Below are 12,395 nucleotides of genomic sequence, written 5' to 3'. Positions count from 1 at the left end.
GCGCGGGCGCCCCCCCCCCGCGCTCGTTCTAACCGCAATATTCGGGGGTCGCGGGGGGCCACCTCCCCCCCCCCAAATTCCGTTGCGGGGCGCCCCCCGGGGGGGGGTGCCGCCCTTCGGCGTCCGTGGGCCTCGCCTTCGCGGCTGAAGAGGTCCGTTGATCAGGCGATCAAGGCTCAGTAGGCGCCGTTCACGTTGTCCATCGAGCCGTACTTGTCGGCCGCGTAGTTGGCCGCGGCCGTGATGTTGGCGACCGGGTCGTAGATGTTCGTGGACGTGCCCGCGACGTGGTACGCCTCGAACGTCGGCTTGATGACCTGGAGCAGGCCGATCGACGGGGTGCCGTTGATCGCGTTGATGTCCCAGCCGTTGACGGCGTTCGGGTTGCCCGTGGACTCACGCATGATGTTGCGGTGCAGGCCCTCGTAGGAGCCGGGGATGCCCTTGGACTTCATGATGTCCAGGGACTGGCGTATCCAGCCGTCGAGGTTGTTGGCGTAGACCGGCTTGCGCGCGGCGGCACGGCTCGCGGCTTCCTTGGCCTTGCGCGCGTCCTCGGCCTTCTTCTTGGCCGCGGCCTCGTCGGCCGCCTTCTTCTTCGCGGCGGCGGCGGCGTCGGCCTTCTGCTTCGCCGTGACGGCGTCCTTGGCGGCGGTGTGCTGCTTGATGACGCCGGCCTCGACGGCCTGCTGGGCGTCGACGTTCTGCTTGAAGGCCACCGGGGAGGCCGTCACGTTCTGGGTGCCGGCTTCGGCGCTGCCCGGCACGAGGGAGAAGGCGAGGGCGGCGGCGCCGAGCGTGGCGACACCGGCGATCGAGAACTTCTGGGTCTTGGTCAGCGCGGGGCGACTATGACCAGGGGTGCTGAGCTTGGGCATGGCAGATGGACCTCTTCGAATCGCGGAGGTCGCTCTGGTCCGGTGGGGACATTGCTTCTCCGGCACAAACGCCGCGGTGCGTGACCGCGGCGCCGAGCGACGGGAGCAATTCTTAGCGGCAGCAAAATTCTGTGGCAAAGGAGTGACGTACGAAGCCGGATAGTGGATCAGGGGTCGCGCTGTGCCCTTTTACCGGCATACATCCCCTGCCGATAAAGGACTTTCTTATCAACTAGGGACCTTCGTACGTGACGTGCGCCCTATGTGCGGCCTCACATCGGGCACGTAACAACCTCACCATCAGTTGCCAGAGCAACTCTCAGCGTGAGGACTCTCCTCCGGGAGGATGAGGTGGACGTCGCCGAACTCATGCCAGAGGTAGAGACGGCGTACCGCCTCGGTGTAACCCCGGTCCACGGCGGCCCGGCCCGCGACCGCCTCCAGCATCAGCAGATGCGAGGCCCCCGGCTCGTGCAGCCCGGTGAGCAGACCGTCCACCACGCGTACGCCGCGCTCCGGTGTCACCACGAGCTCCGTGCGTCCCTCGGCGGCCCTGACCGCCCCGTCGGGCCCCGTCGCCGATTCGACGGCTCGCACCGCCGTCGTGCCGACCGCGATGACGCGGCCCCCGCCGGCCCTGGCCGCGTTGATGAGCCGCGCCGACGTCTCCGGCACCGCGAAGCGCTCGGGGTACGGCGGCTCGTGCGCCTCGGGCGACGCGACCCCCGTGTGCAAGGTCACCGGGGCGAACTGCACACCCCGGCTCACCAGCTGCGCCACCAGGTGCTCGGTGAAGGGCCGGGCGGCGCTCGGCATCTCGGCACTGCCCGAGCCGTCGGCCGACGGCAGCGCGAACACCGTCTGATAGGCGGAGAGCGGCTGGTCCCGCTCCGTATAGGAGTAGCGGATGGGGCGCCCGTGCCGGTGCAGCAGCGCGGGCACGTCACCGGACACTCGCGCCCACCACAACCGCCCGCTCCCGGCAGCCAGCGGCTCCTCGCAAATGAGGTGTGCGTCTCCGGGGAGCTGTACGTATGAATACGCAGGCCCGCCCGCGCGTGCGCGCGTAGTGCCCCAATTGTCCGGATCGCGCAACTCGACGGCCCACCGTCCGTCATCGCCCCGCGTCGAGAAATGCACCACCACGCGCGCGTGCCCGAGTGTTCCGTCGACCGCCGCGGGCAGCGTCCGTGACGTGTTCACGATCAGCAGGTCCCCGGCCCGCAGCAGCGCGGGCAGCTCCGCGAACGCGTGGTGCGACACCTCGGTCCCGCGCGACACGAGCAGCCGCACCGCGTCCCTGCCCAGACCGGGCCCCCGCTGCTCGGCGGGGACCCTGGCCGCAAGGCCCTCGGGCACCTTCACGGCGAGTGTCATCGGGCGTCCGGCGAGGTGAGCAGGGCAGGGGCGGCGTAGCGGCCGCTCGCGGGCCGCTCGTCGAGCAGCCGCAGGAAGGCGGGCACCACCGTCGCGGGCAGCGGCCGGCCCGAGTCGTCGTCCAGGGGGACGGCCGCCCGATAGAGGTCCGTCCGCAGGTCACCGGGGTCCACGGCCCACACCCGGATCCCCGGCTCCTCCACGGCGAGAACCGCCGAGAGCTGATCGAGGGCGGCCTTGGACGCCCCGTAACCGCCCCAGGTCTCGTACGCCTCGGCAGCCGCGTCGGAGCTGACGTTCAGGACCGCACCGCCGGACGCCCGCAGCAGCGGCAGCGACTCCCCGATCAGCCCCAGCGCCGCCACCACATTGGTCTCGAACGCCTGCCGCAACCCGTCGACGCCGAGCTCCTCCAGGCGCACGAGCGGCTCAGCGCCCAGCGCGCTCGCGTTGTTCACCAGCAGATCCAGACCGCCGAGACCGCGCGCCGCCGTCACCAGGGCGGCTCGGTGCGCCGCATCGGTGACATCCCCGGCGACGGCCTCCACGCGCGTGCCGTGCGCCTCCAGCTCGCGCGCGGACTCCTTGAGCGCCGCGCCCGTTCTGGCGTCGACGACCAGATCCCAGCCCCGCTCGGCGAGCGCCGCCCCCAGTGCGCGCCCCAGCCCCTTCGAAGCCCCCGTGATGATCGCTACCGGCATGACATCCGTCCCCTCGGGTCGCCGCGGCGACCGCTGATCCAGCGGCTGCCCCCACGGTAGGAACGGATCCGCCGCGGGCGCCTCGTGCGCGGGCCGCAACGGCGCAGGGTCCTTGGCCCTACGCCCACGGTCCTAGGCGGGGGCCGCCACAGGTCCGATACGCACTGTCACACCCCGCCGGTACGGTGAGGCCATGAGTCAAGGTCCAAGGTCCGGCCTGAACGCGGTGAGTTCCGCGCTCCTGGCCATGAGCAGGCAGCTCGAGGTGCGCGACGTCCTCAAGACGATCGTCGCCTCGGCCCGCGAGCTGCTCGACGCCGAGTACGCGGCGCTCGGTGTCCCCGACGACCACGGCGGCTTCGCCCAGTTCGTCGTCGACGGCGTCAGCGATGAGCAGTGGCGGGCCATCGGCCCGCTGCCCCGTCAGCACGGCATCCTGGCCTCGATGCTGCACAAGGCCGAGCCCGAGCGCCTCGGCGACGTGCGCGAGGACCCCCGCTTCGAGGGCTGGCCGTCCGCCCACCCGGAGATGTCCGACTTCCTGGGCCTGCCGATCCGGTACGGGGAAGAGACGCTGGGCGCGCTCTTCCTCGCGAACAAGCAGTGCCCCAAGCCGACGGGCGGCTGCGGCTTCACCGCCGACGACGAGGAGCTCCTTTCGCTCCTGGCCCAGCACGCCGCGATCGCCCTCAACAACGCCCGGCTCTACGAACGGAGCCGCGAGCTGACCATCGCCGAGGAGCGCTCGCGCCTGGCCCATGAACTGCACGACGCCGTGAGCCAGAAGCTGTTCTCGCTGCGCCTGACTGCCCAGGCGGCGGCCGCCCTGGTGGACCGCGACCCCTCACGGGCCAAGGGCGAACTCCAGCAGGTGGCCGTGCTCGCGGCCGAGGCGGCGGACGAACTGCGCGCCGCCGTCGTGGAGTTGCGCCCCGCCGCCCTGGACGAGGACGGCCTGGTGGCCACCCTGCGGACGCACACCCAGGTCCTGGACCGCGCGCACTCCGCCGAAGTCACCTTCGACAGCTGCGGAGTCCGGGCGCTGCCCGCCGCCCAGGAGGAGGCGATGCTGCGGGTCGCCCAGGAGGCCCTGCACAACGCCCTGCGCCACTCGGGGGCGGCCCGCGTCGACGTGACCCTCATCCGGCGCGGTGCGGGCGCCGTGCTGCGCGTCAGCGACGACGGCAGCGGCTTCGACCCGCGCGGAGTCCGGCGCGCGGGGCGGCACTTGGGCCTGGTCTCGATGCGGGACCGGGCCGGCGGGGTCGGCGGACGGCTGACCGTGGAATCGGAGCCCGGAAAGGGCACGACGATCGAGATGGAGGTTCCCGGTGGCTGACGCCGCGTCACGGAAAGCAGGGATCCGGGTGCTGCTGGTCGACGACCACCAGGTCGTCCGCCGCGGTCTGCGTACGTTCCTGGAGGTGCAGGACGACATAGAGGTCGTGGGAGAGGCGTCGGACGGCGCCGAAGGTGTCGCGCAGGCCGAGGAGTTGAAGCCGGACGTCGTCCTCATGGACGTCAAGATGCCCGGCATGGACGGCGTCGAGGCGCTGCGCAAGCTCCGCGAACTGGCCAACCCCGCGCGCGTGCTCATCGTCACCAGTTTCACCGAGCAGCGCACCGTCGTCCCGGCCCTGCGCGCGGGCGCCGCGGGGTACGTCTACAAGGACGTCGACCCGGACGCCCTCGCCGGCGCCATCCGCTCGGTGCACGCGGGCCATGTGCTCCTGCAGCCCGAGGTGGCGGGGGCGCTGCTCTCCCAGGAGGAGGCCAACACCGGGCAGGGGAGAGGCAGTTCGCTCACCGAGCGGGAGCGCGAGGTCCTCGGTCTCATCGCCGACGGCCGCTCGAACCGCGAGATCGCCCGCGCTCTCGTCCTCTCCGAGAAGACCGTCAAGACGCACGTCTCGAACATCCTGATGAAGCTGGACCTCGCCGACCGCACCCAGGCCGCGCTGTGGGCCGTACGACATGGTGTGACTGGCTGATCCACGCTCCGGCGCACACCGTCACCGTCAGCGCGGACCGTCGCGTTCCGGGCTGAGATTCATACCGTCGTGTGGATGTCCCCCAAATGGCGCAACCTACGGTCCGCCCCGCCGTTCTCCAGTGCGTGCTGCGGCGGCTGGCCGCAGCGATCGCTAGGAGGGTCCAGAAGTGAAGAACCTGAAGAAGGCCGCGGCTGTCACGATGGTGGCGGGTGGCCTCGTCGCCGCCGGCGCCGGTCTCGCCTCCGCCACGGGCGGCGCGAACGCGCACGGCGAGGCCGTCGGGTCCCCGGGCATCGGCTCGGGCAACCTCGTCCAGGCGCCGGTGCACATCCCCGTGAACGCCGTGGGCAACACCGTGTCCGTCATCGGCGCCCTCAACCCGGCCTTCGCGAACGACGGCCTGAACGCCTGACAGATGCTCCAGGCGCAGAAGTGACCACCGGCCCCTCGGGTAACTCCCGGGGGGCCGGTCTGTTGCACCCCGAAGCGCCGCGGGGCACTGTGCCCCGTCAGGGGCGCGGGGAACTGCGCGCCAAGCCACAACGCACCCGCACCCGCACCCAAACAACAAGCCCTCCGCCGCGCACCCCGGAACCGCCCAAGCGCCGCAGGCTACCGCTCACGCTCCTCCACGAACGCGTTGTACGCAGCCACCTGCGCCCGCCGGGCCGTCCGCTCGACCGGACGCAACGCCTCGCCCCGCGCCGCCATCTCCGAGGCGCTCACGGCCCCGCCATGGCCGTTCTCGTACGCCACCGAAATCAGCAGGCCGACGCGCTGGGCCAGCTCCAACACCCGTACCGCCCGCGGCGGATACCCGGGTGCGAGCGCCTCGCGCCCCCGCTCCGCCCGCGCCCGGTAGGCGTCCACCGCGGCCTCGGCAACCGGACCCGACCCCGCGACGTCGAGCCGCGACAGCACGGCAGTCGCCTCCCGCAGCGCCTCCGCCAGCTCACGCTCCGCCTCACCCAGCGAGGGCACATCGGCGGGCGGCGCCTCCCGCACCGGCAGGCAGTGCCAGACGACCTCCACATGAAGGTCGCCGTCGGGCCCGGCCTCGTACACCTCGGGAACGAGCCCGTACGGCGCGCCGAACGCGACGACGGCCTCCTCCGCGTCGAGGGCGCGCGCGTTGAACTCCGGCGGCCCGCTCAGCCCGAGCGGATGCCCGGGCGCGGGCAGCGCGACCCGGAACCCGGTCACCCCGAGCGAGCGCAGCCGTCCGAAGGCGAGCGTGAGTCCGACCGGCCCCGACTCGCCGGGAAGACCTTCGACCCGGTGCACGGCGTCGTCGCCGACCACCGCGAGCACCGCGTCATCCGGTGAGACAAGTCCGGCAAGAAGGGCATTTCCCCATGCCGCCAAGCGTCCTGAGCGTTCTTCCGAGAGCATGCGTACAGCCTAAGGACCGGGCTAACGGCTGGACCGCCCGACCGGTGGCGTAGGTTTTCTCCAGGGGACTGCGTCCACAGGCGCAAGCGACAGCCGAGACTGCAATGGGAGACAACGCGCTCATGAGCGATGTACTGGAGCTGGAGGACGTATCCGTGGTCCGCGAGGGCCGGGCTCTGGTGGACCAGGTCTCCTGGTCGGTCAAGGAGGGGGAGCGCTGGGTCATCCTCGGCCCGAACGGCGCGGGCAAGACCACCCTCCTGAACATCGCGTCGAGCTACCTCCACCCGAGCTCCGGCTCCGCCACCATCCTCGGCGAGACCCTCGGCAAGCCCGGCACGGACGTCTTCGAACTCCGCCCCCGCATCGGCGTCGCCGGCATCGCGATGGCCGAGAAGCTGCCCAAGCGCCAGACCGTGCTCCAGACGGTTCTCACGGCCGCCTACGGCATGACCGCCGGCTGGCACGAGGACTACGAGGACGTCGACGAGCAGCGCGCCCGTGCCTTCCTCGACCGCCTCGGCATGACCGACTACCTGGACCGCAAGTTCGGCACCCTCTCCGAGGGAGAGCGCAAGCGCACCCTGATCGCCCGCGCCCTGATGACCGACCCCGAGCTGCTGCTCCTCGACGAGCCCGCCGCGGGCCTCGACCTGGGCGGCCGCGAGGACCTCGTACGCCGTCTCGGCCGCCTCGCCCGCGACCCGATCGCCCCCTCGATGATCATGGTCACGCACCATGTCGAGGAGATCGCCCCCGGCTTCACCCACGTCCTGATGATCCGCCAGGGCAAGGTCATGGCCGCGGGCCCGCTGGAGCTCGAACTCACGTCCCGCAACCTCTCCCTCTGCTTCGGCCTGCCCCTGGTGGTCGAGGAGCGCGGCGAGCGCTGGAGCGCCCAGGGCCTGCCGCTCGGCTGACGCACTCCAACACGCCCCGGGCGGGAGATCGCGGTGCCCTGTCCGGGACGGGCCCGCGGTCCTACCATGACCATGTGGAGAACATCGACGCATGGGTGTGGTGGCTGATCGGCGCGGTCGCACTCGGAATCCCGCTCGTCATGACGGCCATGCCGGAGTTCGGCATCCTCTCCGTGGGCGCGGTCGCCGGCGCCGTGACCGCCGGACTGGGCGGCGGCACCGTCCTCCAAGTCGTCGTCTTCGCCGCCGTCTCCGTCGCGCTCATCGCGGTCGTACGCCCCATAGCGGCCCGGCACCGCGCCCAGCGCCCCGAACTGGCCACGGGCGTAGAGGCGTTGAAGGGCAGGACGGCCGTCGTCCTGGAACGGGTCGACGGGTCCGGCGGCCGGATCAAGCTCGCGGGCGAGACCTGGTCGGCGCGCGCACTGGACAAGGACCAGAGCTACGAGGCGGGGCGCGAGGTCGATGTGGTCGAGATCGACGGAGCGACGGCCATCGTCATGTGAATGCCCCACGGCGCGCGCAGCGGTCTGACAGACTCGACCAGCAAGATCTTCAACAGCTCAGCAGAGACAGCTCAGCAGAGTCCGCAGAGATCTTCCGGAAACGCCGAGGCAAGAGGGGTACGGGGAACAACGATGGAACCAATCATCATCGTCCTGATCATTCTGGTGGTGCTGGTCTTCATCGCCCTGATCAAGACGATCCAGGTCATCCCGCAGGCCAGCGCCGCGATCGTAGAGCGCTTCGGCCGCTACACCCGCACGCTGAACGCGGGCCTGAACATCGTCGTCCCGTTCATCGACTCGATCCGCAACCGCATCGACCTCCGTGAACAGGTCGTCCCCTTCCCGCCCCAGCCGGTGATCACCCAGGACAACCTGGTGGTCAACATCGACACGGTCATCTATTACCAGGTGACCGACGCACGGGCCGCGACGTACGAAGTCGCCAGCTACATCCAGGCGATCGAGCAGCTCACCGTCACCACGCTCCGCAACATCATCGGTGGCATGGACCTGGAGCGGACCCTGACCTCCCGCGAGGAGATCAACGCGGCACTGCGCGGCGTCCTCGACGAGGCGACCGGCAAGTGGGGCATCCGCGTCAACCGCGTCGAGCTCAAGGCGATCGAGCCGCCGACCTCCATCCAGGACTCGATGGAGAAGCAGATGCGCGCCGACCGTGACAAGCGCGCCGCGATCCTCCAGGCCGAAGGTGTACGGCAGTCCGAGATCCTGCGCGCCGAAGGCGAGAAGCAGTCCGCGATCCTGCGCGCCGAAGGTGAGGCCAAGGCCGCGGCCCTGCGCGCAGAGGGTGAAGCACAAGCCATCCGTACGGTCTTCGAGTCGATCCACGCGGGCGACCCGGACCAGAAGCTGCTCTCCTACCAGTACCTCCAGATGCTCCCGAAGATCGCCGAGGGCGACGCGAACAAGCTCTGGATCGTGCCCAGCGAGATCGGCGACGCCCTCAAGGGCCTCGGCGGCGCACTCGGCAACTTCGGCCCCCTGGGCGGCGGTTCGGGCACCCCGGCACCTACCGAGCGCCGCGAGCAGCCCCCGATCGACTGACGCGCGAAACCCGCGCCCCGAAGGGGCGCGGGGAACTGCGCGCTCAGCCAAGAACGACCCGCACCCGACAGGTACAGCGCCGAGCGGCTACGCCGCAGGCTGCGCCAGCCAGCCGGGCAGCGAGGCCAACTCATCCCGCCCAAGCGACAAGAGCATCGCGTCCGCAGGGGTCGGCTCAAAGGGCTGCCGCAGCAACGGCATACCCGCCTCCTCCGGCGTACGATCCGCTTTGCGGTGATTGTCCATCGCGCAGGAAGCCACCGTGTTCAGCCACGAGTCCGCACCGCCCTGCGCCTTGGGCACCACGTGGTCGACCGTCGTCGCACGCCTGCCGCAGTAGGCGCACCGGTGCTGGTCCCGCACCAGCACACCCCGCCTGGACCACGGAGCCTGTCTTCGGAAGGGCACCCGTACATACCTGCAGAGTCTGATCACCCGAGGCACGGGTATGTCGACCGCCGCCGCGCGCACACGGAGTCCGGGGTGGGCGTGCTCGACCACGGCCTTGTCCTGGAGCACCAGAACGACGGCTCGGTTGAGCGTCACCGTCGAGAGCGGCTCGAAGCTCGCGTTCAGCACCAGCGTGTCCCGCATCAACCTGCCCACCTCCCGTATGCACCGGCCCACCGCCTGGCGGGCTGGGATCAACTCTGGCCGGGCACGCCGAGATGGACAACGCAATAAAAAATGCCCGTCTCTGATCACTTCCATGACCAGAGACGGGCAAACAATCGATGAACGCTCAGTTCTGTACGACTGCTCAGCTCTCCGCGGGAGCGGTGTACTGAGCGAGTACCTGCGCACGCGCGAGCGTGTGGAACCGGAGGTTGAAGCCGACAACGGCGGGCGAAGCATCCGAATCCGGACCCAGCTTCTCCTGATCGACGGCGTACACGGTGAACACGTACCGGTGGGCCGGATCCCCGGGCGGCGGGGCCGCACCCCCGAAGTCCTTCGTCCCGTAGTCGTTGCGCACCTGCACCGCGCCCTCGGGCAGCCCCTCGAACTTGCCGCTGCCCGCACCACCCGGCAGCTCGGTGACCGAGACCGGGATGTCGAAGACGGTCCAGTGCCAGAACCCGCTGCCCGTGGGGGCGTCCGGGTCGAAGCACGTCACGGCGAAGCTCTTGGTCTGGGGCGGGAAGCCCTCCCACCGCAGCTGCGGCGAGGTGTTCCCGGCCGCGTAGACCTGAGCGTCCTTGAGGACCGCACCCGGCTCGAAGTCCTCGCTCACGACCGTGAACGAGGGGACGGGCGGATGGAAGTCATGGGGAAGCGGCGGCCTCGTCAGCTCGCTCACGTCGGCACCTCCTGGTTGATGGCTGGTCCTCGATCGCTCCGAGCCTAGAACCAGTTGCGCTTGCTGCCGACCTGGGACAGCCACTCGTTCAGGTACGCCGCCCAGTCCGTGCCCTGGAAGTCGTTCAGACCCACCTTGAACGAACGGAACGAGTCGCTGCCCTCACTGAAGAGCCCCGGCTTCTTGTCCATCTCCAGGATGACGTCCATCTCGCGGTCGTCCGCGACGAAGCTCAACTCGACCTGGTTCAGACCGCGGTACTGCTGCGGCGGCAGGAACTCGATCTCCTGGTAGAACGGCAGCTTCTGGCGCGTCCCGCGGATGTGACCGCGCTCCATGTCGGCGCTCTTGAAGCGGAAGCCCAGCTGGATGAAGGCGTCCAGGATCGCCTTCTGCGCCGGCAGCGGGTGCACGTTGATCGGGTCCAGGTCACCGGAGTCCACGGCACGCGCGATCTCGAGCTCGGTGGTCACACCGATGTTCATCCCGCGCAGCTGCTGCCCGTCGATGGAGGTGACCGGCGTCTCCCAGGGGATCTCGAGCCCGAACGGCACCGCGTGCACCTGACCGGCCTGCAGCGTGAAGGCACCACCGAGCCTCTGCTTGATGAACTCGATGTCCTGCTTCGTCTCCTGGTCCTGGCCCTCGACCTCGACCCGGGCCTGCAGACCAACGGACAGACCCTCGATCTCCTGGTCCACGGACCCGCCCTGGATCCGCACCTCACCCTGGACGACACCACCGGGTACGACATTGACCTCGGTCAGCACCGTCTCCACCGAGGCACCGCCGGCACCCAGGCTCGCAAGCAGCTTCTTGAACCCCATGACTCTCCTCCCCAGGCCCCGCCTGTGGCTCGAACTCGACTTGATCCTTGATCCATACAAACGCGATGGACGCACGTCCGGTTCCGCGTCCTCACCCTGGCAATAGGTACAGGCGATGACCACCCACCCGTACAGACCGTCTCCACTAAGCTCGGACGCCATGATCGCGGCCCCTGACCGTACGCCTCTCCCACGTGACTTCTTCGACCGCCCTGTCCTGGAGGTCGCCCCGGATCTCCTGGGCCGCGTCCTCGTGCGCACCACACCGGACGGTCCGATCGAGCTGCGCTTGACAGAGGTGGAGGCGTACGCGGGCGAGATCGACCCCGGGTCGCACGCCTATCGCGGCCCCACCGCCCGCAACAGCGTGATGTTCGGTCCGCCCGGGCACGCGTACGTCTACTTCACCTACGGCATGTGGCACTGCCTCAATGTGGTGTGCGGCCCCGAGGGCACCGCGAGCGGTGTCCTGCTCCGCGCGGGTGAGATCACCACGGGCGCCGAGCTCGCCCGCAAACGTCGACTCTCGGCCCGCAACGACAAGGAACTGGCCAAAGGCCCTGCCCGCCTGGCCACGGCCCTGGACGTGGACCGCGCCCTCAACGGCACGGACCTCTGCGCGGGCCGGGGCGCCCCGCTCACCCTCCTGACCGGCACTCCCGTCGACCCCGACCAGGTCAGGAACGGCCCGCGCACAGGAGTGGGCGGAGACGGCGCCGTCCACCCCTGGCGCTTCTGGACCCCCAACGACCCGACGGTGAGCCCTTATCGGGCCCATACGCCTCGGCGCCGTTCAACTTGACGCAGCCTTGTGGTCTCCGTAATGTAGCCCGAGCCGCTTGACCCGGGTACGGCAATCTGCCAGCAGCCGGAAGCGGCCAACCACTACTTACGACTTCCCCTCGGCGGGGCCCTATTTCGCATGCCTGCATGCCGAAATTTGAACTCGCGGAACTCGATTATGAGTTGCGGAGGGAATCCGCTAACGTAGTGAACACGCCGAAAGGCAAAGGCCCTCCAACGGCCACCGGAAATGAAATCCGAACCGGGAACGGAACGGAAAACGGATCTGGTAAGGTTGGAAACACGAAATACCGAAGGGAAGCGCCCGGAGGAAAGCCCGAGAGGGTGAGTACAAAGGAAGCGTCCGTTCCTTGAGAACTCAACAGCGTGCCAAAAGTCAACGCCAGATTGACAACCCCGTCTCGGCCGTCATGGCCGGACGCGGTTCCTTTGAAAAGTCCACCCCCTTGGGGGTGGCAACATCAGCGAGGACGCTGTGAACGAGGGGATTATTCCTCCCCTCTGTTCCGCTCAACGCGGATGCGCACCCGATTACGGGTAAACATTCACGGAGAGTTTGATCCTGGCTCAGGACGAACGCTGGCGGCGTGCTTAACACATGCAAGTCGAACGATGAAGCCCTTCGGGG

The 12,395-nt window shown here is 69.5% G+C and carries 14 protein-coding genes and 1 rRNA gene; 8 read left to right on the top strand and 7 right to left on the bottom strand.

The genetic code is table 11. The features are described from left to right. Positions 1-176: 176 nt before the first annotated feature. The 3 genes from ACFWY6_RS22345 to ACFWY6_RS22335 all read right to left on the bottom strand — a co-directional run bounded on the left by ACFWY6_RS22345 (position 177) and on the right by ACFWY6_RS22335 (position 2,956). Positions 177-878 carry a transglycosylase SLT domain-containing protein gene (locus ACFWY6_RS22345; RefSeq protein ID WP_384693061.1) on the bottom strand — a complete coding sequence of 234 codons (702 nt, stop codon included), beginning with the start codon at positions 876-878 and terminating at the stop codon, positions 177-179. 300 nt (positions 879-1,178) lie between these two features. Then, on the bottom strand, positions 1,179-2,255 hold the full coding sequence (locus ACFWY6_RS22340) for an S-adenosylmethionine:tRNA ribosyltransferase-isomerase (protein ID WP_384693058.1): 1,077 nt from the start codon (positions 2,253-2,255) through the stop codon (positions 1,179-1,181). Further along, the gene (locus tag ACFWY6_RS22335) at positions 2,252-2,956 is read right to left on the bottom strand and encodes an SDR family NAD(P)-dependent oxidoreductase (protein WP_384693056.1); all 705 of its coding nucleotides are present in this window, start codon (positions 2,954-2,956) and stop codon (positions 2,252-2,254) included. Before ACFWY6_RS22335 ends, ACFWY6_RS22340 begins: the two co-directional genes overlap by 4 nt. Positions 2,957-3,149: 193 nt before the next feature. Here ACFWY6_RS22335 and ACFWY6_RS22330 point away from each other — a divergent pair, with 193 nt between their 5' ends. The 3 genes from ACFWY6_RS22330 to ACFWY6_RS22320 all read left to right on the top strand — a co-directional run bounded on the left by ACFWY6_RS22330 (position 3,150) and on the right by ACFWY6_RS22320 (position 5,362). After that, positions 3,150-4,295 carry a GAF domain-containing sensor histidine kinase gene (locus tag ACFWY6_RS22330; RefSeq protein ID WP_384693054.1) on the top strand — a complete coding sequence of 382 codons (1,146 nt, stop codon included), beginning with the start codon at positions 3,150-3,152 and terminating at the stop codon, positions 4,293-4,295. Beyond that, positions 4,288-4,947 carry a response regulator transcription factor gene (locus tag ACFWY6_RS22325; RefSeq protein WP_361828483.1) on the top strand — a complete coding sequence of 220 codons (660 nt, stop codon included), beginning with the start codon at positions 4,288-4,290 and terminating at the stop codon, positions 4,945-4,947. Before ACFWY6_RS22330 ends, ACFWY6_RS22325 begins: the two co-directional genes overlap by 8 nt. 169 nt (positions 4,948-5,116) lie before the next feature. Further along, positions 5,117-5,362, top strand: coding sequence for a chaplin (locus ACFWY6_RS22320; RefSeq protein WP_384693052.1), 246 nt, complete (start codon positions 5,117-5,119; stop codon positions 5,360-5,362). A 200-nt stretch (positions 5,363-5,562) separates the two neighbouring features. Here ACFWY6_RS22320 and ACFWY6_RS22315 read toward each other — a convergent pair whose 3' ends face one another. Next, a complete protein-coding gene (locus ACFWY6_RS22315) occupies positions 5,563-6,342 on the bottom strand; it encodes a hypothetical protein (RefSeq protein WP_384693049.1) in 780 nt (259 codons plus the stop codon). A 122-nt stretch (positions 6,343-6,464) separates the two neighbouring features. Here ACFWY6_RS22315 and ACFWY6_RS22310 point away from each other — a divergent pair, with 122 nt between their 5' ends. The 3 genes from ACFWY6_RS22310 to ACFWY6_RS22300 all read left to right on the top strand — a co-directional run bounded on the left by ACFWY6_RS22310 (position 6,465) and on the right by ACFWY6_RS22300 (position 8,836). Continuing rightward, positions 6,465-7,262, top strand: a complete 798-nt coding sequence (locus ACFWY6_RS22310; RefSeq protein WP_384693047.1) for an ABC transporter ATP-binding protein — start codon at positions 6,465-6,467, stop codon at positions 7,260-7,262. A 74-nt stretch (positions 7,263-7,336) separates the two neighbouring features. Continuing rightward, on the top strand, positions 7,337-7,768 hold the full coding sequence (locus tag ACFWY6_RS22305; protein WP_384693044.1) for an NfeD family protein: 432 nt from the start codon (positions 7,337-7,339) through the stop codon (positions 7,766-7,768). A 132-nt stretch (positions 7,769-7,900) separates the two neighbouring features. Beyond that, positions 7,901-8,836, top strand: a complete 936-nt coding sequence (locus ACFWY6_RS22300) for an SPFH domain-containing protein (RefSeq protein WP_384693041.1) — start codon at positions 7,901-7,903, stop codon at positions 8,834-8,836. Positions 8,837-8,923: 87 nt separating this feature from the next. Here the strand turns inward: ACFWY6_RS22300 and ACFWY6_RS22295 are convergent, their stop codons facing one another. The 3 genes from ACFWY6_RS22295 to ACFWY6_RS22285 all read right to left on the bottom strand — a co-directional run bounded on the left by ACFWY6_RS22295 (position 8,924) and on the right by ACFWY6_RS22285 (position 10,963). Beyond that, positions 8,924-9,430 carry an HNH endonuclease gene (locus tag ACFWY6_RS22295; protein WP_266868577.1) on the bottom strand — a complete coding sequence of 169 codons (507 nt, stop codon included), beginning with the start codon at positions 9,428-9,430 and terminating at the stop codon, positions 8,924-8,926. 166 nt (positions 9,431-9,596) lie between these two features. Then, positions 9,597-10,136 carry a YbhB/YbcL family Raf kinase inhibitor-like protein gene (locus ACFWY6_RS22290; protein WP_384693039.1) on the bottom strand — a complete coding sequence of 180 codons (540 nt, stop codon included), beginning with the start codon at positions 10,134-10,136 and terminating at the stop codon, positions 9,597-9,599. Positions 10,137-10,180: 44 nt separating this feature from the next. Then, a complete protein-coding gene (locus ACFWY6_RS22285; RefSeq protein ID WP_384693036.1) occupies positions 10,181-10,963 on the bottom strand; it encodes a sporulation protein in 783 nt (260 codons plus the stop codon). 160 nt (positions 10,964-11,123) lie between these two features. Here ACFWY6_RS22285 and ACFWY6_RS22280 point away from each other — a divergent pair, with 160 nt between their 5' ends. Further along, the gene (locus ACFWY6_RS22280; protein WP_384693034.1) at positions 11,124-11,765 is read left to right on the top strand and encodes a DNA-3-methyladenine glycosylase; all 642 of its coding nucleotides are present in this window, start codon (positions 11,124-11,126) and stop codon (positions 11,763-11,765) included. Between the two features lie 546 nt (positions 11,766-12,311). Then, positions 12,312-12,395: ribosomal RNA gene (locus ACFWY6_RS22275) — 16S ribosomal RNA — on the top strand; the annotation flags it as partial.

The sequence above is a fragment of the Streptomyces sp. NPDC059037 genome (assembly GCF_042740015.1).
Lineage (GTDB): Bacteria > Actinomycetota > Actinomycetes > Streptomycetales > Streptomycetaceae > Streptomyces.
Note: the sequence above shows the minus strand (reverse complement) of the source record. Positions and strands in the feature narration are given on the sequence as shown.

What these genes read in the sequence shown, in the direction of transcription:
- ACFWY6_RS22315 (WP_384693049.1), bottom strand. Translation starts at nt 6,342, where the DNA reads ATGCTCTCGGAAGAACGCTCAGGACGCTTGGCGGCATGGGGAAATGCC.
- ACFWY6_RS22285 (WP_384693036.1), bottom strand. Translation starts at nt 10,963, where the DNA reads ATGGGGTTCAAGAAGCTGCTTGCGAGCCTGGGTGCCGGCGGTGCCTCG.
- ACFWY6_RS22280 (WP_384693034.1), top strand. Translation starts at nt 11,124, where the DNA reads ATGATCGCGGCCCCTGACCGTACGCCTCTCCCACGTGACTTCTTCGAC.
- ACFWY6_RS22330 (WP_384693054.1), top strand. Translation starts at nt 3,150, where the DNA reads ATGAGTCAAGGTCCAAGGTCCGGCCTGAACGCGGTGAGTTCCGCGCTC.
- ACFWY6_RS22310 (WP_384693047.1), top strand. Translation starts at nt 6,465, where the DNA reads ATGAGCGATGTACTGGAGCTGGAGGACGTATCCGTGGTCCGCGAGGGC.
- ACFWY6_RS22340 (WP_384693058.1), bottom strand. Translation starts at nt 2,255, where the DNA reads ATGACACTCGCCGTGAAGGTGCCCGAGGGCCTTGCGGCCAGGGTCCCC.
- ACFWY6_RS22345 (WP_384693061.1), bottom strand. Translation starts at nt 878, where the DNA reads ATGCCCAAGCTCAGCACCCCTGGTCATAGTCGCCCCGCGCTGACCAAG.
- ACFWY6_RS22335 (WP_384693056.1), bottom strand. Translation starts at nt 2,956, where the DNA reads ATGCCGGTAGCGATCATCACGGGGGCTTCGAAGGGGCTGGGGCGCGCA.
- ACFWY6_RS22300 (WP_384693041.1), top strand. Translation starts at nt 7,901, where the DNA reads ATGGAACCAATCATCATCGTCCTGATCATTCTGGTGGTGCTGGTCTTC.
- ACFWY6_RS22295 (WP_266868577.1), bottom strand. Translation starts at nt 9,430, where the DNA reads ATGCGGGACACGCTGGTGCTGAACGCGAGCTTCGAGCCGCTCTCGACG.